The sequence below is a fragment of the Prauserella muralis genome (assembly GCF_003202285.1).
Classification (GTDB): Bacteria; Actinomycetota; Actinomycetes; order Mycobacteriales; family Pseudonocardiaceae; genus Prauserella_B; species Prauserella_B muralis.
The window spans coordinates 233,962-255,395 of the sequence record NZ_MASW01000007.1; the positions used below are offsets into that span (position 1 = coordinate 233,962).

At 68.7% G+C, this 21,434-nt stretch carries 19 protein-coding genes, 1 tRNA gene and 1 pseudogene; 12 read left to right on the forward strand and 9 right to left on the reverse strand.

Going from position 1 to position 21,434, the window contains the following annotated elements; translation table 11 throughout:
- Positions 1-20: 20 nt before the first annotated feature.
- From BAY60_RS30635 to BAY60_RS30655, 5 genes are read right to left on the reverse strand one after another with little or no spacing between them, the layout of a single operon-like run.
- A complete protein-coding gene (locus BAY60_RS30635) occupies positions 21-1,193 on the reverse strand; it encodes an alpha/beta hydrolase family protein (RefSeq protein ID WP_112284895.1) in 1,173 nt (390 codons plus the stop codon).
- Complete coding sequence (locus tag BAY60_RS30640; RefSeq protein ID WP_112284896.1) at positions 1,190-3,046, reverse strand: dipeptide ABC transporter ATP-binding protein; 1,857 nt, start codon at positions 3,044-3,046, stop codon at positions 1,190-1,192. The genes BAY60_RS30635 and BAY60_RS30640 overlap by 4 nt, the downstream gene beginning before the upstream one ends.
- Positions 3,043-3,906 carry an ABC transporter permease gene (locus tag BAY60_RS30645; protein ID WP_112284897.1) on the reverse strand — a complete coding sequence of 288 codons (864 nt, stop codon included), beginning with the start codon at positions 3,904-3,906 and terminating at the stop codon, positions 3,043-3,045. Before BAY60_RS30645 ends, BAY60_RS30640 begins: the two co-directional genes overlap by 4 nt.
- The gene (locus tag BAY60_RS30650; RefSeq protein ID WP_342769797.1) at positions 3,903-4,946 is read right to left on the reverse strand and encodes an ABC transporter permease; all 1,044 of its coding nucleotides are present in this window, start codon (positions 4,944-4,946) and stop codon (positions 3,903-3,905) included. Before BAY60_RS30650 ends, BAY60_RS30645 begins: the two co-directional genes overlap by 4 nt.
- Positions 4,910-6,517, reverse strand: coding sequence for an ABC transporter substrate-binding protein (locus BAY60_RS30655; RefSeq protein WP_112284899.1), 1,608 nt, complete (start codon positions 6,515-6,517; stop codon positions 4,910-4,912). Before BAY60_RS30655 ends, BAY60_RS30650 begins: the two co-directional genes overlap by 37 nt.
- Before the next feature lie 491 nt (positions 6,518-7,008).
- Here BAY60_RS30655 and BAY60_RS30660 point away from each other — a divergent pair, with 491 nt between their 5' ends.
- Positions 7,009-7,653, forward strand: coding sequence for a TetR/AcrR family transcriptional regulator (locus BAY60_RS30660; protein WP_112284900.1), 645 nt, complete (start codon positions 7,009-7,011; stop codon positions 7,651-7,653).
- Between the two features lie 222 nt (positions 7,654-7,875).
- Here BAY60_RS30660 and BAY60_RS30665 read toward each other — a convergent pair whose 3' ends face one another.
- Positions 7,876-8,955, reverse strand: a complete 1,080-nt coding sequence (locus BAY60_RS30665) for an aldo/keto reductase (RefSeq protein WP_112284901.1) — start codon at positions 8,953-8,955, stop codon at positions 7,876-7,878.
- Positions 8,956-9,446: 491 nt separating this feature from the next.
- Here BAY60_RS30665 and BAY60_RS30670 point away from each other — a divergent pair, with 491 nt between their 5' ends.
- The 10 genes and pseudogenes from BAY60_RS30670 to BAY60_RS30710 all read left to right on the forward strand — a co-directional run bounded on the left by BAY60_RS30670 (position 9,447) and on the right by BAY60_RS30710 (position 18,965).
- Entirely contained in the window at positions 9,447-9,722 is a 276-nt protein-coding gene (locus BAY60_RS30670) for a biotin/lipoyl attachment domain-containing protein (RefSeq protein ID WP_112284902.1), read from the forward strand.
- A 67-nt stretch (positions 9,723-9,789) separates the two neighbouring features.
- On the forward strand, positions 9,790-10,449 hold the full coding sequence (locus tag BAY60_RS30675) for an RraA family protein (protein ID WP_112284903.1): 660 nt from the start codon (positions 9,790-9,792) through the stop codon (positions 10,447-10,449).
- Entirely contained in the window at positions 10,446-11,594 is a 1,149-nt protein-coding gene (locus BAY60_RS30680) for a pyridoxal phosphate-dependent aminotransferase (protein WP_112284904.1), read from the forward strand. The genes BAY60_RS30675 and BAY60_RS30680 overlap by 4 nt, the downstream gene beginning before the upstream one ends.
- Positions 11,595-11,694: 100 nt before the next feature.
- A complete protein-coding gene (locus BAY60_RS30685) occupies positions 11,695-12,312 on the forward strand; it encodes a TetR/AcrR family transcriptional regulator (RefSeq protein ID WP_112284905.1) in 618 nt (205 codons plus the stop codon).
- Between the two features lie 257 nt (positions 12,313-12,569).
- Positions 12,570-13,406, forward strand: coding sequence for an alpha/beta fold hydrolase (locus BAY60_RS30690; protein ID WP_112284906.1), 837 nt, complete (start codon positions 12,570-12,572; stop codon positions 13,404-13,406).
- Between the two features lie 84 nt (positions 13,407-13,490).
- Positions 13,491-14,603 (forward strand): DUF3500 domain-containing protein, encoded by a 1,113-nt coding sequence (locus BAY60_RS30695; RefSeq protein WP_112284907.1) that lies wholly within the window; start codon positions 13,491-13,493, stop codon positions 14,601-14,603.
- A gap of 187 nt (positions 14,604-14,790) precedes the next feature.
- On the forward strand, positions 14,791-15,192 hold the full coding sequence (locus BAY60_RS37655; RefSeq protein ID WP_211330526.1) for an MFS transporter: 402 nt from the start codon (positions 14,791-14,793) through the stop codon (positions 15,190-15,192).
- Positions 15,193-15,199: 7 nt separating this feature from the next.
- Positions 15,200-16,189, forward strand: a complete 990-nt coding sequence (locus BAY60_RS30700; protein WP_211330527.1) for an MFS transporter — start codon at positions 15,200-15,202, stop codon at positions 16,187-16,189.
- Complete coding sequence (locus BAY60_RS30705; RefSeq protein ID WP_112284908.1) at positions 16,186-17,424, forward strand: FAD-dependent monooxygenase; 1,239 nt, start codon at positions 16,186-16,188, stop codon at positions 17,422-17,424. The genes BAY60_RS30700 and BAY60_RS30705 overlap by 4 nt, the downstream gene beginning before the upstream one ends.
- Before the next feature lie 253 nt (positions 17,425-17,677).
- A pseudogene (locus tag BAY60_RS30710) lies at positions 17,678-18,965 on the forward strand (IS256 family transposase).
- A 13-nt stretch (positions 18,966-18,978) separates the two neighbouring features.
- On the opposite strand, the gene BAY60_RS30715 reads toward BAY60_RS30710, so the two are convergent.
- The 3 genes from BAY60_RS30715 to BAY60_RS30720 all read right to left on the reverse strand — a co-directional run bounded on the left by BAY60_RS30715 (position 18,979) and on the right by BAY60_RS30720 (position 19,981).
- Positions 18,979-19,467, reverse strand: coding sequence for an RHS repeat-associated core domain-containing protein (locus BAY60_RS30715; RefSeq protein WP_112284909.1), 489 nt, complete (start codon positions 19,465-19,467; stop codon positions 18,979-18,981).
- 16 nt (positions 19,468-19,483) lie between these two features.
- Entirely contained in the window at positions 19,484-19,645 is a 162-nt protein-coding gene (locus tag BAY60_RS37400) for a hypothetical protein (protein ID WP_170160625.1), read from the reverse strand.
- Positions 19,646-19,897: 252 nt separating this feature from the next.
- Positions 19,898-19,981, reverse strand: a tRNA-Leu gene (locus tag BAY60_RS30720).
- Positions 19,982-20,082: 101 nt separating this feature from the next.
- Here BAY60_RS30720 and BAY60_RS30725 point away from each other — a divergent pair.
- A complete protein-coding gene (locus BAY60_RS30725) occupies positions 20,083-21,405 on the forward strand; it encodes a M20/M25/M40 family metallo-hydrolase (RefSeq protein ID WP_112284910.1) in 1,323 nt (440 codons plus the stop codon).
- The last annotated feature ends 29 nt before the right edge of the window (positions 21,406-21,434 follow it).

The following is a 21,434-nucleotide window of genomic DNA, read 5'->3' on the forward strand; positions in this document are numbered from 1 at the left end:
GTCCTTCGTGCCCCGGCCGGTCACCCCGCCACGGCGAGCCGGTCGCAGAGCCAGTCGCAGATGTCGTCCGCGGCGATCAGCGCCGCGTCCACCTGACAATGCGTGCATCCACTGGTCCAGGCCGGATACCGCAGAAACGTGCGGTCCTCCACCGTCAGGTCCGCGAACGTCTTCTCCGCCTCGGCGAACGGGGTGATGCGGTCCGACTCGCCGTGCATGAGCAACGTCGGGCACGCGATCTTCTCGGCGACACCGTGCAGGTTGTAGGGCGCCAGTGCTGCCATCAGGTCGGCCTCCGGCTCCATTCGGAGGATCTTTCGCCACAACGTCGTGAAATGCTCGCCTGCCGGGGTGCCCGCGAGCTCGACACCGAGTACGTGCGGCAGGTCGTAGATGGCGCCCCAGATCACGCAGGCCGCGAAGCGCGGTTCGAACGCCGCCGCGCGTGCGGACAGGTAGCCGCCCAGACTCTGCCCGACAACCGCGATCCTGCGAGGGTCCACCGACTCTAGACGCGCGAGGAAGTCGTAGGCCGCGGCGGCCGGGACCTCCCAGTCGTAGCGGCCTGCGATCCCGCGCCTGAGTGCCTCACCCTGGCCCGGACCGTCGATCGCCAGCGTGTGGACGCCGCGCTCGGCCAAGGCTTTACCGAGGAAGAAGTACATTTCCTCGGCGACCGCGTCCGTACCGCCGAAGATCACCGCCGCCGGCTGCCGAGCACCGCTGTCCCTCACGCTGGCGGCCGGGAACAGGTAACCGGGCAGCCTGGCGCCGTCCTCGTAGGGAATCTCCACGGCCGTGTAGGCCGGCTCGGTCAGCGGAGCCGCGCTGCGAAACGACGCTCGTCGCGCCTCGATGCAGGCCGAGTGCCGCGGATCGGCGTCGGCGAGGAAGAACCCAGCAGCCTGATGATAGTTCGTCGCGCGATACAGCTTGTCCCTGGCCGAGAGTGGGTTGCCTCGTTCCAGGCTGCGCTGCGCCTCCTGATCAAGCCTGTGCGCAAGGCCGGCAAACGCGCCATACCACGCCTCTCCGTCTCCCGGCGCGACTCCCCGCAGTGCCAGGATCATCTCCGAGAAGTCGCCGCCACCTGCCGGGATCTTGCCCATCATGCGGAGGAACTGAAACGACCAGAAGCTGTTCTCCGGCCAGAACTCGAAGTGGTCAAGGCCCGTCGCGGTCGCGATGGTCACGGGGTTCTCCTGCTTCTGTCGACAAGACCGTCGCGGCGGTGGTGCGCCGGGACGGATCGGATGAGTTGCTTGGTGTAGCTGTCCCTCGGGTCGTCGAGCACCGCCGGCGTACTCCCCTGCTCGACGATCCGGCCGTCCATCAGGACATAGACCCGTTCGGTCACCTGCCGCACCACCGCGAGGTCGTGGGTGATGAAGAGGTACGACAGACCAAGGTCTCGCCGGAGATCGGCGAGGAGGTTCAACACGTGCGCTTGGACCGACACGTCGAGGGCCGAGACGATCTCGTCGCAGACGATCAGCCGGGGATTGCGGGCAAGCGCTCTGGCGATGGCGACGCGTTGCCGTTCGCCACCGGAGAGCTGGGTCGGCCGGCGCTGCTGGTACGAGGTCGGCAGGCCGACGAGGTCCAGCAACTCCGCCGGATCACGACGAACCGTGTCCTTCGGGGCCAGCCGTATCGCCTCGTTGAGCGTGTCGCCGACGCTGAGCCTGAGATTGAGCGTCGAGTACGGATCCTGAAATGCCATCTGCGCCGTTGAGCGCACCATGGACCAGTCCGCCCGGCTGAGCTTGCCCTGGCCGAGGTCGACGCCGCCGACGCGCACCTCTCCGGAGGTGGGCCGGGTGAGGCCGACGATCATGCGGGCCAGCGTGGTCTTGCCCGACCCCGACTCGCCGACGAGACCGACGCTCTCGCCCGCGAAGACGTCGATGTCCGCGCTCTCGACAGCCACCTTTGCCCGGCGGCCGGTTCCGAACGTCTTCCGCGCAGCGCGTACGTGCACCAGCGCCTCGGTCTCGTCGGCGCGGGCCAGGCGGTCCGATCCGATAACCGTCGGCGCGGCCCTCGGAACCAACTCATGTTCGATCTCGCCTGCTCGCACACAGCGCACCTGGTGGGCCGGCGCGACGTCGTTCAGCGCCGGATGTTCGTGCGTGCACTCGTCAGTAGCCCAGCGACAGCGTGGCGCGAAGCGACAGCCCTCCGGCCAGTTGCCGGGAGACGGAACCCCTCCGGGCAGGTTCAGGAGCCGATCGACCCGGACGTCCAGCGGCGGCTTGGCTTGGATCAAGCTGAACGTGTACGGGTGCCGCGGACGGTCGGCGACGGCCGCGGTCGGTCCCGACTCGACGACGGTCCCCGCGTACATGACATAGACGCGGTCGCACACACTGAACGCGACGTCCAGGTCGTGGGTGATGAGTACCAGACTGAGCCCGTGGTCGCGGCGCAGCCGGTCGAGAAGGGAAAGGATCTCCCGCTGTGTGGTCACGTCGAGTGCGGTCGTCGGCTCGTCCGCGACCAGAACTCGCGGCCGCTCCGCGATCGCGGCCGCGATCGCCACGCGCTGCCGCATCCCGCCGGAAAGCTCGAACGGGTACCGGTCGGCCACAGCGGGATCGGAGATCCCGACCTCTTCCAGTCGTGCGACTGCCTGGGCACGGCAGAGCTTTCTGGTCAGTCTGCGGTCTCGAGCACGCAGGGCCGCCATGATCTGTTCCCCGCATCGCTGGAGCGGGTTGAGCATCGTGAACGGGTCCTGCATGACGAAAGCCAGCTGACAGCCGCGCAAGCGGTGTCGCTCCCGGGCCGTCAGCTTGCCCAGCGATCGGTGGTCGAACCGGATCGAGCCTGCGGCTGTGACACCAGGCGGCAACAAGTCGAGTAGCGCCCGGACCGTCAGCGACTTGCCACTCCCCGACTCCCCCACGACGGCGATCGCCTCACCTGATGCCACCCGCAGTGCGACGTTGTCGACGATCCCGACCTCGGCGCCCGCCCGTCGCCCCCGGATGCTGAGGGCGGCAACGTCCAAGACCGCGGATTCGGTCGTGTCGAGTGATGTCATCGTGCTCTCCCGGCAGCCTCGTAGCGGTTGTAAAGCCAGTCGCCGACGATGTTCGCGGAGACTGCCATCACGATCAGTGCGAGGCCGGGTGCCGCGGTCGCCCAGAAGTTCTGCAGCATGGTCACGCGATTCTCGGCGAGCATCCGGCCCCAGTCCGTGGATCCCGGAGGCACGCCGAGACCGAGGAACGACAGGGCGGACAGATCGACGATCCCGTAGGTGAACCGCAGGAAGAACGATGCGACGATCAGCGGGCTGATCACTGGGACCAGGTGTCGCCACAAGATTCGTATCGACTTCGTGCCGAGCGTCTTGGCGGCCTCGATATAGGGAAGCTGCGCCTGCTCCTCCACGGCCGCCCGCAGGACCCGCACGTTGTGCGGAAGATTGAAAACCGTCAACACGGCCACGCCAAGCCAGAACCCACCGCCGAGGACACCCACCAGGACAACGGCGACGACCAGCGGCGGTACCGAGTACAGGACGTCGACGAAGCGGCTGATGACCCCATCGGCCCAACCCCGGTAGTACCCGGCGATCAACGCCAGAACCGTGCTGATGGCGACAGTGACCGAGGCGAGCAGCAGCGGGCCGAGCAAGGCGCTGCTGGCCCCGTGCACCATCCGGGCGAAAACGTCGCGACCCAGCGAGTCGGTGCCGAGCCAGTGTTCGGCAGAAGGAGTCAGCAGTGCGTCCGAGGCGACGATCCGGGTGGCGTTGCCCGGGCCCAGCGACGGAAAGAGCACGCATACGATGGGGACAAGAAGCAGGACGGCCGCGATGAGGACCCCTACGGGGATGCCAGGGCGCCGCCGAGGTCTCCGTGTCCGCCATCCGGTCAGCGTCAGCGAGGTACTCATCGGGTGACTCCTCCCCGGCCGATGCGCAGGCGTGGGTCGATGGCCATACACACCAGGTCGACCACGAGATTCACCGCGACGATGAAGATGCACGTGAACAATGTGATCGCCTGGATCAGCGGGATGTCGCGGGCGGTGATCGCCTGGATCAGCAGGGAGCCGAGGCCATCAAGATCGAACACCTCCTCGACCAGGATCACTGCCGAGAGCATCGCGACCAGGACGGCGCCGGCCTGTGTGACGAGCTGGACACCGGAGTTTCGCAGCACCTCGCTGACGAGCACTCCACGCGGTGGGAGCCCGCGTGCGGTCGCGAACGTGATGTGGTCCGCTTCGAGGACCTGCCCGACCCGCACCTTCGTGACCTTCGTGATGGCCGCCATCGCCGCGATGGCGAGGGTCACGCCGGGGAGTACCAGGTGTCTGATCCGGTCCATTCCGCCGTCGCCTTCCCCGAGCGTCGGCAGCCATCCCAGCGCGACGCCGAACACATAGCTCAGCAGGATCGCCGTTGCGAAGATCGGGGCGCTGGCTCCGACGACGGTGAAGCCCAGAACGCCACGGTCGAAGGCTCCACCGGCGTGGCGGGCGCTCACCACCCCGAGCGCCGTCCCGATCAACAGGGCTGCCAGCCACCCGAACAGGACCAGCGGGACGGTCGTGGACGCGGCCCGGCTGATCGAGTCCGTCACTGGTTCCCGCATGGAATAGGACGTTCCGAAGTCAAGTCCCAGAGCCGACGAAACGAACTGCCCGTACTGCGTCCACAGCGGATCGTTGAGGCGGTACTGCTCCCGGATGGCGACCAGTTGTTCAGCGGTCGCGAACCGTCCACCGATAGACCGTTCGGGCCCGCCGGGCGCGGCGTGCACGAACGCGAAGACCAGCATCGAGACGATCGCCACGACGACGGCGGCAGACAGCAGCCTGCGGGCAAGGTAGCCGGCCAACGGCGCCAGACCGGCCCCCTTCGGGTGGCGCCTGGGCACGACGGTGGTCGTGGTCACGACGAACCCAGCCTCGTCCAGTCGGTCAGCCACCAGAACGTGCTGAAGTGCGACAGGTCGAGTTTGGAGTTACCGACCGCGTAGACGTTGGGGTGCGCGATAGGCACGTACGGTATGTCCTTCGCAGCGGATTCCAGCGCGTCGAGCAGCAGCGCGCCTCGCTTCGGATCCTCGGTGCCCAGCCGCTGGCTGCGCTGAAGCGCGTTGTCGACCTGCGGGTCGGAGTACTCGGCGATGTTGACACCCGACCCGTCGGGCAGGCCATTGGCGGAAAGCAGGCAATAGAGGGGCAGGTTGGCCGGGTCAGGGGAAGTCGCACCGAAGTTGTCCAGAGTGAATCCGTCGGTGGTGTGTTTGAAGTAGACGGCATCGTAGTAGGTGTTGTCGTCAACCTCCTGGATCTTCAGTTCCACGCCGATTTCGGCAAGCGACTGGGCCGCCGTCTGCGCTATCGCTGAAAGATTCGGGTCGCTCCCGGTAACCGGCACCGTGACCGAGACACCGTCGGGCACCGACGACCGGGCCATTTCCTGCTTGGCGACCTTCATGTCGAACTGAAGGTCGGATTCCAACCGCTGGTAGAGGCGGCTCACCTCGTCGGTGGCTGCGAGCGTGGTCATCACGTCCGCGGGCACGAGGGTGGGTGCCGGCGTGGCTTTGCCGCCCAGCGGCCCCTTGATCAGATCTGCCCGGTTGATCGCCAGCGTGACCGCACGGCGCAGATGAATGTCGTCCCACGGCGCTTTGCTGGTGTCGAAGTTGAACTTGTAGACGGCATAGTCCGGCGCTTCGGCCTGCTCAAAACCCTCAAGGCCGGCGTAGGAGCGTAGTTGGTTGAGGGGAACATTGAAGATGCCGTCGAACTCGCCGGACTGGACCGCGAGGAGCCGGGTGGAGTCGTCGCCGACGGTTCGTGCGGTGACTTCGTCATGCGCGGGCTTGTCTCCCCAGTACTCGGGGTTGGCTCGCAGTACGGTTTCGCTCGACGGCTTGAAGGACGCGAACTCGTAGGGACCGGTCCCCATGTTCATCACCGCCGGAGTCCCGACGTTGCCCTTGTGCTTCTCATAGAAGGCCTTGGAGACGATCCCGGTCTGGGCGACGACATACGGGAACTGGGGGTCGGGCTCGGCCAGTTCCACCGTGACTTCGTCCTCCCCCGTCTTCGCGACGTTCGACACGGACGCCCACAGCGATGCGTTGATGCTCTTGGACCCTTTTGCCGCGTGCAGGTTGAAGGAGTGAACGACATCGTCGGCCGTGAGTGGCGTCCCATCCCAGAACCGGACACCACTGCGGATTGTGTAGACGAAAGTGCGCGGGTCGGGCTGCTCGACCTCCGTTGCGAGGTTGGGTCTCAGGCTGCCGTCGGGCCGCAGCCGCTGCAGAGGTTCGAGGCCAAGCAGGAGGATGCCGAGGGACTGAATGGATGCCTGGGTCGGATCCAGCAGCGCTCCTTGAACCGGCACCAGGACCTTGAGACCTCCGGCGGCGGGGCTCGTGGCCGAGCCTCCGCACGCCGCCCCTGTCAGCAGCAGCGTCATCGCAAGAGCAGTGGCGGCTGCCCGCCTGAGGCGAGCTCGCGGCCGGATGATCTGAACCATGTTGACCTCTTTCGAGTTGGTGCCCCCGCCTCGAGTTCGCAAACGGAACGACACCGTTCCGTTCTGCTGGCTTGCAGAGTAGACCTCCGCGCCCACGGAGTCTAGGAGTAATTCGCACACCTTCGCGGAGGCACGAAGTGCAGGAGTTTCCGACGTTTCGCGCCGTTTCGTCAGCCCGGCCTCGGCAAGCTGTTAGACTCCGGCAGTACGGGACAGTACCGTTGCGAATCGCTCACTGAGAGGTACCGCATGGCCAGACCCGACACCACCGACGCGGCACGCCGGGCGTATCCCCGACGGGTCCACCGTCGCGGCATCTGTTCACGCGGGGACCGGGTGCGTCGCGTCGCGCTGGCCGGGACGACGGAGCCGACCCGGCGGGTGGGTCGGCTGCTTGAGAGGCACCCATGACCCAGAGCAGTACGGCCACCCCAGAACCGGGCCGACGCAAGCAGGGTTCCCCGGCGCGAACCTCCCCTACACTGCTCGGCATGGCGCGGCAAACCCACGGCAGCAACGGGAAGGGCTCGGCGGCACTCCGTCCCAAAGTCACCGACGCGATCGTCGAAGCCGTACTCGCCGAGCTGGCCGAAAGGGGCTTTCTCGGGATGTCCATGGATGGGGTCGCGCGTCGCGCCGGAGTCGGCAAAAGTGCCCTGTACCGCCGATGGCCGTCCAAGGTTGAGATGACGGCTGACGTGCTCAGCACCCTCAGCGTCACCGAGGAGCCTGCCGCTGACACCGGTTCGCTTGAGCAAGACGTGCGCGCGCTGCTCGACGACATCCTCAACTGGCTGAGCGCACCACAGGTCCGCCGCATCTACCCGGACCTGCTCGCCGAGGCGCAACGCAACCCCATGCTCGCCGAGGCGCTCATGGACCATATCGGCAACCCTCGGCGGTTGCGTGCCCAGGCCGTTCTCGATCGGGCCGCTGCCCGCGGAGAACTCGCCGGGAATGCCGACCAGGATCTCATCCTCGACGTGTTCGGGAGCCTGATTTTCTGGCGGATGATCGCCCTCAGCCGGCCGGTGACGCCCTCCTATCTCGACAAGGTGGCCAGCCTGATCCTTCACCTGGCCAGGGGCGGCACGGACATAGCGGCACTCGAGCCGGCCGACACGGACAGCTGTTAAGCCTGGGGCAGGGGATCGAGCTCGACCGCCTCCGCCGGAGGGCTGGACGAACCTGGGCTGGACCCGGCGACCTGGCCCTCCGGCAGAGGTCCGGCAGCGGTCCGGCAGCGGTCGCGCGTGCGCCGGGAAGTCCGTGTCGGGCAGCACGCACGTCACCGCTGGGTGCGGCGACGTCGTGTTCCACACCCAACCAGGTCCGTGGTATCCGCGCGCAACAGCCGACTACGCCGGTGCGCTACCGGCCAGCCGGTCGTTGTCGTTGACAGGACGGCGGGAGCCTCGTCGGCGGTCGACGACCTGCCGCCACTGGTCGCCGTAGGCGAGGCCAATCATGTCCTCTCCTGCCATGACATCATGGGGGAATCCGGGTTCGGGGGCGCTGATCTCGTCGAGCCGGCGCAGGGCCTCCTCGTCGAGGGTGACGTCGAGGGCGCCGAGGTTCGTGGTCAGCTGTTGCTCGCTGGTGGCGCCGAGGAGGGGGATGACAGTGCCGGGCCGTGAGCGCAACCAGGCGAACGCAACCTGGGCGGGCGTCCAGCCACCCGCCTTCGCGACATCGACGACCTCGCGCACGATGTGGTCGCGGCGTTGGCCGCTGAAGTCCCAGCCGCCACGGGTGAGGCGGCCTTCAGCGCCATCGAGGTACTTGCCGGTCAGCCGTCCTTCAGCGAGCGGACCCCACGCGACGATCGCGAGGTCGTGGGCCCGGGCCATGGGCGTCAGTTCGGACTCGACCGAGCGGGCCAGCAGGTTGTAGCGCATCTGGACACCGACGAACGGTGACCAGTCACGCAGCTCCGCAAGGGTGTTCGCCTGCGCGATCTCCCACGCGGACCAGTCCGAGACGCCGACGTGCAGTACCTTGCCAGCGCGGACCTGATCGTCCAGCGCGCGCATCAACTCCGGCAACGGGGTCAGGGTGTCGCGGGCGTGCACCCAGAGCACATCGATGTAGTCGGTGTCCAGGCGGCGCAGGCTCGCCTCGAGCGAGGTGACCAGGTTCTTACGATGGTTGCCCGCCGTGTTCAGGTCGCCAGGTGAGGTCTGCAGCGTGTACTTCGTCGCGAGCACGAAGCGGTCGCGACGCCCCCGCAGGGCACGACCGATGATCGACTCCGACGCACCCCCCGTGTAGGCGTTCGCGGTGTCGATGAAGTTCCCGCCCGCGTCCGCGTAGACCTGCAGCATCCTCGTGCTGGTCTCCGGCGGAGCGCCCCAACCCCATTCGTCCCCGAAGGTCATGGAGCCGAGGGCGAATTCGGCAACGCGGATACCGGAACGGCCGAGAAGCGTGTAACGCATGAGGGTTCCTCGTCTCGATAGTCAGAGAAGCACTGGCGAGGTTTCGCCGCACACTCCCACGCTGACCTCGCTCGCCGACGGCTGGCAGGACCCGGTGTTCCTGGGTGCGGTTCACCCAGGAACCGGCTGTCAATGTGCAGCCAGTTCCCGGATGCCCGTCCCGCGAATGTGTCCCCTCCTCCATTCGCTGGACGAATCGTCATGGACGCCCTGTGACTTGCACAAAGCGAGGTGGACAAGGGCGGGACAGGTTGCCGTTCCTCCGGCCGATCTCGTTCAGCCCGTAGCCCGGCCGCCGATGGACCAGGGCGGGTCGGCCTGTCCTGCTCCACGGCGAACCCGCCGTCTCTCACCATCGCCAGAGCAGTGCGATACCAGGCGCGGACCTCGTCCCCGGCCTCGGCGCGCACGGCCGGCCATCGGTCCGTTTCCGCCGCGGACCACGCGACGAGGACTGCGCCCGGCGGCGGCCGGAGCGGGAAACGATCCCCATGGCGCACGCCGAACGCGCCGCGACGTCCCGCTGCGGGCTCCACGCGTTCGGCGAGCACGAGTCCGTCGCCGGATTGACCGTGCCGACAGCCGAGCCGCCGCCCTGCCGACCGAGACCAGCGCCGGGCCTCGCCATCGGCGCCCTCTACCACGCGCCCGAGCCCGGCGCGGCGCCGTTCGGGTCGGACGGCGACACCGTCGCCGCCGGGCGGCTCCTCCCGACAGCACGCTGGTCGAGTACGGGGACCGGCATCCGGCTGTCCGAGCCGTTGTAGCCCGGCGGCTGAGGGGCTATTCTCAGAAAATCTAAGAGTAATATCTCAATTAAGAGTGGAGCTCGCTATGTTCATCGCTGCGGCTACCGACAGCGTGTCCGTCTCGCCGAACTGGCCTCGCAGCGCAGCGGCGGTGATCCGCCATCTGGGAGAGGTACCGGCCGCGAACGTCGGTGACGCACTGCAGCGGATGACCGTGCTGGACGGCGGGATCCGGCTGCTCACCGGGCGCACTCCGCTTCTGGGCAACGCCCTGACGGTCCACGTGCGGTCGGGTGACAACCTGGCCATCCACCGAGCGCTCGACGAAGCCCGCCCGGGCGACGTCCTGGTCGTCAACGGGCACGGCGACCTCACTCGCGCCCTGATCGGCGACCTTATCGGCGAGATCATGGTGAACGCCGGTGTCGTCGGCGCGGTGGTCGACGGCGCGGTCCGCGACGTCCAGGTGCTGTCCGAGATGGGCCTGGCCGTCTACGCGCGCGCGGCCACCCCCGCTGGCCCCTTCAAGCACGGGCCCGGCACCATCGGCGCACCGGTGGCGGTCGGCGGCGTGGTGATCGCGGCGGGTGACGTGCTTGTCGGCGACTCCGACGGCGTCGTCGTCGTCCCGCGGCACCGGGTGCAGGAGGTCGTCGAGGCAGTCGAGGGGATCGGCGAGAACGAGGAGGCGCTGCGACGGCGCATCCTCGCCGCACGCCCCGACAGCGCGGTGCCGGCCCGATGAGCGCCGCCCTGCCCGCCCTTCGTGTCGCGGAACTGTGCCGCCGTTCGCGGCGTCCGGCACTCACCCCGGCCCCGCCGGGTGCCGTGTCACTCGCCATGGGCGAGCCGGACTTCCCGACACCGCCGCCCATCATCGAGGCCGCCGTGGCCGCCCTGCGCGCAGGCGAAACGCACTACGCCGACCAGAAGGGCCTGCCGGAACTGCGTGCCGCGCTCGCCTCCCGGTTGCCGGCGCGCCCGGGCCGGACGTGGAGCGCGGACGACATCGTGGTCACCCACGGCGCCACCGCGGCGCTGGCGGCGGTCGTGCTGGCGACGGTCGGTCCCGGCGACCGCGTGGTCATCCCGGAGCCGGCCTACTCGCTGTACGCCGACCTGGTCGTCCTCGCCGGAGGCACCGTGGACTTCGTCCCGCTCGGCCCGGACCTGCACTGGGACCTCGACGCGTTGGCCGCCGCGCTCCCCGGCGCCCGCCTGATGATGTTCTCGAATCCGGCGAACCCGACCGGCATCGTCCACCGCGAGCGGGAACTCGAGGCCCTCGGACACCATCTCGCGGGGTCCGATGTGCTGGTCGTCAGTGACGAGGCATACCACCGACTGGTCTACCCGGGGAACGAGTGGACGTCGGCGCTGGCGATCGAATCGTTGCGGGACCGGACGGTGTACGTCCAGACGTTCTCCAAGACGTACGCGATGACCGGCTGGCGGGTGGGGTATCTGACCGGGCCGCGCGAGGTGGTGGACGCGGCGGCCCACGTGCACCGGAGTCTCAACGGCTCGGTGAACACGGCGGTCCAGCACGCGGCCCTGGCCGCCCTCGATCTGCCGGACGGCATCGTGGACGCCATGGCCGAGAAGTACCGGCAGCGGCGCGAGCTGGTGGTTGCGTACCTGTCGGACATCCCCGGCCTGCGCCTGATTCCGCCGGAGGGCGCGTTCTACGGATTCCTCCGCTACGACGCCGCCCTTGCCTCCGAGGACGTCGCCCGCGAGCTCGCCGAGCGGAAGGTGATGGTTCGGGCCGGCGCTGAGTACGGGCCCTCGGGCGAGGGGCACATCCGGATCTCGTTCGCGGCCTCCGAGGACGACCTGCGGACCGGGCTAGCCCGTATCGTCGGCCATCTGGGCGCCGCGAGCTCCTGATGAGCCGGTTGCGTCCGCCTACCGGCACAGCTGAGCGGTGGCACGTACCGCGATCGGACGCGATACCCTTACCTGCACTTCCATCCGGCGGAGGAGGTCCGTGTCCGATCAGCAGGCCGCTCCACGTGGGGGGCGCAAGTTGCGCAGTGACACCCGCCGCAACCGCCGGCGCCTCCTCGAGGCCGTCGGCGAGCTCGCCCGGGAGGCACCCGACGAGCTCACCATGCAGGCAGTCGCGTCGCGCGCGGAGATCGGTCCCGCCACCGCCTACCGCTACTACTCCTCGATGGAGGAGGTGCTCGCGGCCTATGTGCTCAGCGTCGTCGAGGAGCTCCGCGATTTCAGCGCGACGTCGACCGCGGAGGGGCGGCCGCTCTTCGACGCCGTCGTGGACAAGTGGATGGACCTGCTCTCCGAGCACGGACCGGCGTTGGTGCAGCTTCGGTCCCGACGGGGTTACCTGGAGCGTCTCCACAACGGGAACAAGATCATCGCCGCCATGCGGGACGCCTGGAGCAGGCCCGTGCGGGGACTGCTCGACGACATCGGGCTCCCGGAGGATCTGATCGAGTACGCGCTGTTCCTCAACAACATGATCTTCGATCCGCGGGAGGTCGAGGACCTGCTGCAAGAGACTCCTCTGTCGCGCAGGGAGGTCATCACCCGGCTGACCGAGGCGTACTGTGGCGCCCTGCGCGGGTGGGCGCGAGTGGGCTGACCCGGCAAGGGGCACCGGCGGGCACCAGAGCCCGGATCGGACCAACCCGGCATCCGGCTCTGCCCGGGCTCGTGCCCGGGCAGCCGATGAACGTGCCGCCGTGGCACCGGTCCGGCTTCGACGAGCGGGCCGCCGCATCCCTGCTCGACCGGCACCCCGGCACGGCAACGCTCGAGTATTCCGGTCGTCGAGGCGAACCCTTTCGCACCAGAGGCCGCAGCTATATGATAGTCGAATCTCAATTAGGATGATCTTCTATGTATCCGACCGCAGGGAGGTCCGAAGGGGCAGGGCAACAGGCAGAGCGCGAGCCCACCGGCTCGGCGAGTACCACCATTCGGGCTGGTGAACTGGAAGTCGGGTACATCGACGGCGGTAGTGGCGTGCCGCTCGTGCTCATTCACGGCGGCGAGAGCGACCGCACCGCCTACGCGACACTCCGTACTCACCTCGGCGCAGGAATACGGGCGATCTCCTACGACCAGCGAGATTCGGGCATCACCGTGAACCCACCGGATCCGTACACGATGGGCGACCTCGGCGATGATGTCGCCTCCTTGCTCGATGCACTGGGGATCCAGAGTGCGCATCTGCTGGGCACGTCCTTCGGTGGCGCCGTCGCGCAGCACGCCGCGCTGCGGCATCCCGAGCGGGTCGCGTCTCTCACCCTGATCGCCACCACGCCGAGCTTCGCGTTGACCGGTGAGCCCATCGACAAGCTGCTGAACATGCCCTACGACGACATGCGGCGTGCGGTCGACGACTTCTTCGTCACGCCCGGAGGCCGAGCCGAGCTGCGGAGCCGGGCCGCCGAGACACTCGTCACCCGCGATCACGAGCAGCGCGCCCGCCGCCATGCTGCCGCCCGGCAGCACGAGGTCCGGGACCGCCTCGGGGAGATCACCGCACCCACCCTGATCGTGCACGGCACCGAAGACCAGCTGGCGCCCTACGCCGGTGCCGTGCTGATGGAGCAACGGATTCCGAATGCCCAACTGCGGTCGATCGAGGGCGGGCGGCACGCGATCGGGATGGAATTCGCCGATACGATCGCCCTCTGGGTGCGGGAGTTGCTCGGGGTGAGGGCAGCGTGAGCGGCGCGACGCACCCCGGCGTCCGGTCTGCGTGGCAACGGTGTGCGGACACGGCCCGCCCAGATTCGGTGGCGCTCCGACGCCATGAGTGAGGCCGGCCGGGACGTCGCGCACCGGATGGCCGAGGCGGCTCTGGCGTGGCTGGACTCCCTGGACGCAGACCAGCGCACGGTGGCGGTCGGCCCGCCGCCCGCGGCCGACGGTGACGCCGAGGCCGAACGCACCCGCTGGTTCTACACGCCCACCGATCACGGTGGCCTGACCTTCCACCAGCAACATCCCGCCCAGCACCGCTTGGCGATGCAACTGATCGCGAGTGGACTGTCCGAAGCCGGGTACACCACCGTCGCCACCGTGCTCGGCCTCGAGAACGTGCTCGACCGCGTCGAGGGGTTCTCCGTGAACTGGGGGCGGGAACGGACCCGCGACCCGGGCATGTACTACCTGCGGGTCTTCGGCGAGCCAGGCGGACGGCGACCGTGGGGATGGCGGTTCGGCGGTCACCACGTCTCGATCAACAACCTCGTGGTGGATGGGACGGTCGCCGCCACCACGCCGTGCTTCCTGGGTGCCGACCCGGCTGCGTCGCCGCTGCTGGGTGGCGCGACGCTGCGCCCACTGGGCACGGCCGAGGACCTGGCTCGCGAGCTGGTCCGATCCCTGCGGCCCGAGCTCGCCACCCGCGCGGTGCTGCTGCCCCGCGCCCCGAACGACATCGTGGCCGGCAACAGCGCCCGGATCGACGACCGCGTGGTGAAGCGCAGCGAGCTCTGGCGCCCCGGCCCGCACATTCCGGACCGTGCCGAGCACCCCGCCACCGGCCTCGACGATCAGGACCAACGGGCGCTGGCCCTCACCCCGGCGCCCAAGGGGTTGCCGGGCTCCGAACTCGACACCGCGCAGCGGGAGCTGCTCCGTGCTCTGCTGGGCACGTACCTCGACCGCGTCCCCGACGGCGTCTCCCCGCTACCCCGCTATGACGACCCGGCAGCGCTGGACGCCGTACACCTCGCCTGGGCCGGTTCGACCACGGCGGGGCAACCGCACTACTACCGCCTGCAGGGCCCGCGATTGCTCATCGAGTGGACCAACATCCACCGCGGTGTCAATCACGCTCACGCCGTGTGGCGGGACCCCGAGACCGACTTCGGCGGCGACGTCCTCGCCGCCCACCACGCCGCCCACCACACGCCGTAAGCACCACGTGCCGGCGCCCAGGAACGGAGTGTGACGACATGGCCGGTCGACCACCACCACCAACCAATGCGTCCCCTCACCCGGCACACCCCAGGAACACTGCGGCGAGACGTGGCCCTCACCTGAGCAGCAGCACGACACGTACGGCCGACACCCCACCCGCCCCGCAATGTCAAAGAGGACATTCATGACCACAACTCCGCATCCCCCGATCTCCGTCGGCAAGGCCGCTATCGGGGCCCTCGGCATACTGGCGGTCGCCACCGGCGCCCTGGAATCGGTGGTGACGCCGACGCTGCCGCTCCTGCAACGTGAGCTGGACATGAGCCCTGCCGAAGGTGCGCTGCTCAGCATCGTGTTGCTCGTCACCGGCGCGCTCATCACTCCGATCGCCGGCAAGTTCGGCGACCGCTACGGCGGCAAGCGAGTCCTGATCCGGCTGATGGCGGTGGTCTGCGCCGGTGGCCTGGTGTCCGCGCTGGCTCCCAACCTGCCGGTGCTGCTGTGCGGCCAGGTGCTGCAGGGCGCGATGGTGGGCGCCCTGCCACTGTCGTTCATCCTCGTGCGCAAACACCTGCCCCCCCGGTGAGTCGAAGGTGGCCATCGGTGTCGTCAGCGGCCTGTTCGTCGGGGGCGGGATGGTGGGAACGCTCTCCGCAGGGCCCGTGGCCGAGGCGCTGTCCCGGCACTGGATGTTCGCGCTGCCCACGATCGTCGTCATCGGGGCGACCCTGCTGGTGAACCGGCTGATGCCGCACGACTCGCCGGGCCGCCCCGACGATGCCGGAATCGACTGGCCCGGTCTCGTGTTGCTGAGCGGGACGCTGGTCACGCTCATGCTCGTGCTGGCGCTGGCACCCGACATCGCCTCGCAACCACTGGTGCTCGGGGTCGCCGTCGTGCTGCTGGCCGCCTTCGTGACCGGATGGATAGCCGTCGAGCGTCGCGCGGCCTCGCCAATGGTCGATCTGCGCATGCTGGCACGCCCCGCGGTGTGGAAGTCGTGCGTGCTCACGTTCGTCATCTGCGTCGGGACCTCGGGGGCGGTCTTCCTCGTCCCGCAACTGTTCGCGGTACCCGCCGACGAGTACGGGTTCGGGGCCACCGCCACCCAGATCGGCTTGTTCCTGCTCCCCGGGGTGGTGGCCGCGTCGGTGGCCGGGCCGATCGGTGGTATCGGGGTACGGCGCCTCGGCTCCCGTGCCGTAGTCACCGCCGGGATCGTCCTGATGGCCTTCTCGCTGATCGGCCTGGCCGCCGTGCACACCGAGGTCTGGCACCTCATCGTCGGCAAGGCGCTCGTCGCACTGGCCAACGGTTTGTGCATCACGGCGATGGTGACCAGCACCGCCACCTCCGTCGACCAGGGCGACACCGGCATCGCCACCAGCCTGGTCCTCGTCACACGCGTGCTCGGTTTCGCCGTGGGCGTGCAGGTCAGCGGCGCGATCCTCACCGCGGGCACCCCTTCCGGGTCGGACGTTCCGGCCGAATCGGCCTTTGTCGTCGGCTTCGTCCTCGCCGGGGCGGTCACGGCACTGTCCCTGCTAGTCACTCGCACCATGGGCAAAGGAGTCAGGGAATGACCCGCACCGATCACGCAAGCCTCCCCGCGGTGCCGAGGCGCACCGTCCTGGTGTCGGGGGCCAGCATCGCGGGTCCGGTCCTCGCGTTCTGGCTCACCCGCTACGGATACGCGGTCACGGTGGTGGAGAAGGCGAGCGCGCCCCGCAGCGGCGGCTACCCCGTCGACGTGCGCGGCACCGCGCTCGAGGTCCTCCGGAGGATGGGGCTGCTGTCCCGGCTGCGGGACGCGCACATCGACCTACGCCGGCTGACCTTCCTCCGCGGGGACGGCAGCCAGGTGGCCTCGATCCACCCTCACACGGTCACCGGCGGTGTTGCGGGCCGGGACCTGGAAGTGCGACGCGGAGATCTCGCCGACGCCCTCTACACGGCCATCCGAGACGACGTGGAGTTTGTGTTCGACGACTCCATCCACACCCTCGACCAGTCCGGCGACGGGGTCGACGTCACCTTCCACGGGGGCGGCAGCCGCACGTTCGACCTGGTCCTCGGCGCGGACGGTATGCACTCACGTACCCGGGACATGGTGTTCGGCCCCGAAGAGCAGTTCCATCGCTACCTCGGCTATTGCTTCGCCGTGTTCACCATGCGCAACACCTTCGGGCTCTCCCACGAGACCGTCATGTGGAACACACCGGGCAGGGCCGCCGCGCTCTACGCCACAGGGCACGGCGACGAGCTGCACGCCTTCCTGAACTTCGCGCGGCCAGAGCCGCCGTTCGACGCGTTCCCGGATCCTGGCGCCCAACGCGATCTCGTCGCCGCGGTCTTCGCCGACGCCGGATGGGAGGTCCCCGGGATACTCGCCGCGATGCGCGAGGCGGACGACGTGTTCTTCGACGCGGTCAGCCAGATCCGCATGCCCCGCTGGCACCGCGGCAGGGTCGCGCTGGCGGGTGACGCCGCGTACGCGCCCTCGTTCCTCACCGGACAGGGCACCAGCCTCGCGCTTGTCGGCGCGTACATGCTCGCCGGTTCCCTTGCCGACGCCGACCACGCTGAGGGCTTCGCCGCCTATGAACGCGACACGCGCGAGTTCGTGGCCGCGAACCAGGGACTGGTCGGCGAGGGCGGCGCCACCCTTTTCCCCACCACGGTCGCGGCGCTGGAGCAACGCAACGACAGACTGCGCAAACTCAGCGACATGCCTGCGGCGCAGGGACGACCGGAGCACTCCGCGCTCACGCTGCCCACATTCACGATCACGAACCCAACCCAGCACGCACACCGATGACACGACCTTCACCAGCGCGTTCGGCGCCGAACTGCTCCGTGCTTCTGCAGTACCTGCGATGCGGTCGTTCCGTCGCGCTCTCAGCGAGATTCGCGATCAGCTCAGGGCCGCACCAGCTTGTAGCGCTCTTCCAGCCAGCCCGCGATCTCGGCGGCGGCCAGCGCGTTGCCGGTCGGTGGGCGTGTCCTACCGGCTGTGTAAGTGACGTGGCTCGACTCTGAACTGCGGAAGCGGTTCGGGAAGGGACCACGTGATGACGAATTCCGATTCAGTGCCGGCGGGCAGGGCTGCTCGACCGGCTGCGGAAGAGTCGCTGATCGACGGTGTGCTGGCTGATCAGCTGCTGGCGAAGGCCGAAGCCGAAGGGGTCGAATTGCTCGGCCCGGACGGCCTGCTGTCCCAGGTGACCAAGGCCGTGCTGGAGCGGGCCCTGGGCGAGGAGCTCACCGAGCACCTGGGCTACGAGAAGCACGACCCGGCCGGTCGCGGGTCTGGCAACTCCCGCAACGGCGCCACGGGGAAGAGGCTGCTGACCGAGGCCGGCGCGGTCGACCTGCAGGTGCCGCGAGACCGGCGGGGCAGCTTCGAACCGAAGATCGTGCGCAAGGGCCAGACCCGCCTGGACGGGTTCAACGACCGGATCATCGCCCTCTACGCGCGCGGGATGACCACCCGCGACATCCGGGCCCACCTGCGGGAGATCTACGGGGTGGAGGTCAGCCCGGATCTGATCAGCCGAGTCACCGACGCCATCGTCGACGAACTCACCGAATGGCAGTCGCGCGCTGGATGCGGTGTTTCCGGTGGTGTTCATCGACGCCCTGATGGTCAAGATCCGCGACGGCGTCGTCGCGAACCGGCCGGTCTACCTGGCCATCGGGATCGACTGCGAGGGCGCCAAGCAGGTGCTGGGCATGTGGGTGGGTGCCTCCACCGGTGAGTCGGCGAAGTTCTGGATGTCGGTGCTCGCGGAGTTGCGTAACCGCGGGGTGCGGGACGTGTGCATCCTGTGCTGCGACGGGCTATCCGGGCTGCCGGAAGCGGCGACCACCGTGTGGCCCCAGGTGACCGTGCAGTTGTGCGTGGTGCACCTGATCCGCGCCTCGCTGCGCTACGCGTCTCGCAAGTACTGGCCGGCGTTGGCCAAGGACCTCAAGGCGATCTACACCGCCAGCGACGAGGCCGCGGCCGCCGCCGCGCTGGAGGCCTTCGCCGAGCAGTGGGAGGCCCGCTACCCGGCGATCGTGCGGCTGTGGCGAACCCACTGGCAGGAGTTCACGCCATTCCTGGCGTTCCCGCCCGAGGTCAGGCGGGCGATCTATACGACGAATCTGATCGAGTCGCTCAATGCCCGACTGCGGAAGGTCACCCGCAACCGTGGCCAGTTCCCGTCCGAGCAGGCCGCGCTGAAGGTGCTCTACCTCGCCGTCCGCAACCTCGAGGACTACCGCACGCCGAACATCGGCATCCGAACATCGGGCTGGAAACAAGTACTGCAAGCGTTCACCATCTATTTCGAAGGGCGGATCCCCGCCCCATGACCGCCACGATCACTTACACAGGCGGCCGGACGCTCCCGGTCGTTCGCGCGACTTGCTTGGTGACCGTGACGGTTTTGTAGTACAGACCGTTGGGATCGCTGTTGGTCGCCGGCGAGTTGTTGCCGTAGGCGTACCCGTTCATCTGCTGTGGTTCCGCGGTATCGAGAACCGGGTCCACAGAGATGAACCGACCGGTTTCCGGGTCGTACTCCCGTGCGCCCAGATGGGTCAGCCCCGTGTCATCCTTCGTACCCCCGACGAAGCCCTTGTCGTCCGGCCAGGACTGCGGTTGCTCACCCCGCGGCTGCCCGAAAGGGTCCCGGCGGCGGGTGCTGACCTCCAGGTTCGCGGCATCGACCGCGACCGAGGAGGTGCCCTGATGGTCCCCGATCAGCAGCGACACACCCTCGCCAGCGGTGCGGACAGCGACCGTCTGCCCACCGTGCGAGTAGTAGCGTTTGCCGGTCACCTCCCACGTGGTGTTCTGCAGCACCAGCACCATCCCGTCCAGCGCAGGGTCATTGCCCGTAGTAGCGGCCGCGCGCCTCGGCGCGCACGATCAGCACGCCGCCGCGTTCCCGGATGTCCAGCCGTGTGCCCGGCCCCCAACCCAGCGAGCGCACGACAACGCGCTCGGCCAGCCGACCCCGGGCGTCGACCGTCGACAGCCCATACACCACGCCGCTCGACCGCCGCGTCGGAACGCTCGGCAACGGCAACCCCCGGCGAGGCACCGCCGCGCCAGACCGACCTCCAACCGCCCGGCCCTCGGACGTCGGCACGGTGCGCGACATCGTCACCGGCGATATCACAGCGCCGCTCATGACGACCACCGCAACACGACACCCAGCCGTCGCCTACTCGCGACGGCCACGTGGTCGAGTGCGTTCAAGCACAGATACGCTAGATGTAGCAGGGATGCCACGAAACTGTGTCCGAGGGGGGACTTGAACCCCCACGCCCTTTACGGGCACTAGCACCTCAAGCTAGCGCGTCTGCCATTCCGCCACTCGGACTTGCTGCGGAACAGAGTAGCGGACGCCTCCGGATGCGCACACCGGGGGTCCCGGCGCGCCAGCCTCATACGTTTCACCTGCACCAATGATAGGAATAGCGGGTGACCGAACCGAACCTGATCGATGCAGCCGCCGACGAGGCAGTGACCCTGACCAGCGAGCTGATCCGCATCGACACCACCAACACCGGCGACCCGGAGACCCTGGTCGGCGAGCGGGAGGCCGCCGAGTACGTGGCCGAGAAGCTCACCGAGGTCGGCTACGAGATCTCCTACGTCGAGTCCGGCGGGCGCAACCGGCACAACGTCGTCGCCCGGCTGGCCGGCGCCGACCCGAGCCGGGGCGCGCTGCTCGTGCACGGGCACCTCGACGTCGTGCCCGCGGACGCCTCCGAGTGGTCGGTGCACCCGTTCTCCGGGGCGGTCCAGGACGGCTACGTCTGGGGCCGCGGGGCGGTCGACATGAAGGACATGGTCGGCATGACGCTGGCACTGGCCCGGCACTACAAACGCCACGGCGTCGTCCCGCCCCGCGACATCATCTTCGCCTTCGTCGCCGACGAGGAGGCGGGCGGCAAGTTCGGCGCGCAGTGGCTCGTCGACAACCGGCCCGAGCTGTTCGAGGGCGCCACCGAGGCCGTCAGCGAGGTGGGCGGCTTCTCGATCACGCTGCGGGACAACGTCCGCGCCTACCTGGTGGAGACCGCCGAGAAGGGCATCCGCTGGATGAAGCTGCGCGTGCGCGGCACCGCCGGTCACGGCTCCATGATCCACCGTGACAACGCGGTCACCAAGCTGTCGGAGGCGGTCGCCAGGCTGGGCAACCACCGGTTCCCGCTGGTGCTCACCGACTCCGTCCGCGAGTTCCTCGCCGGCGTCACCGAGATCACCGGCTGGGACTTCCCCGAGGACGACCTGGAGGGCGCCGTCGCCAAGCTCGGCAACATCTCCCGCATGATCGGCGCCACCCTGCGCGACACGGCCAACCCCACGATGCTCACCGCGGGCTACAAGTCCAACGTCATCCCCTCCACCGCCGAGGCTGCCGTGGACTGCCGCATCCTGCCCGGAAGGCTGGAGGCCTTCGACCGCGAGCTGGCCGAGCTGCTCGGTCCCGACATCGAGCGCGAGTGGATGGAGCTGCCGCCGGTCGAGACGACGTTCGACGGCGCGCTGGTGGACGCCATGACGGCGGCCATCACCGCCGAGGACCCCGGCGCCCGCACCCTGCCCTACATGCTCTCCGGCGGCACCGACGCCAAGGCGTTCCAGCGGCTGGGCATCCGCAACTTCGGCTTCGCTCCCCTGCGCCTGCCCGCCGACCTGGACTTCTCGGCCCTCTTCCACGGGGTCGACGAGCGCGTGCCCGTGGACGCGCTGCGCTTCGGCACCAGGGTGCTGGACCGGTTTCTGCGCAGCGCGTAAAGATCCGGCACGTCCGGGGTCCGAGTCGC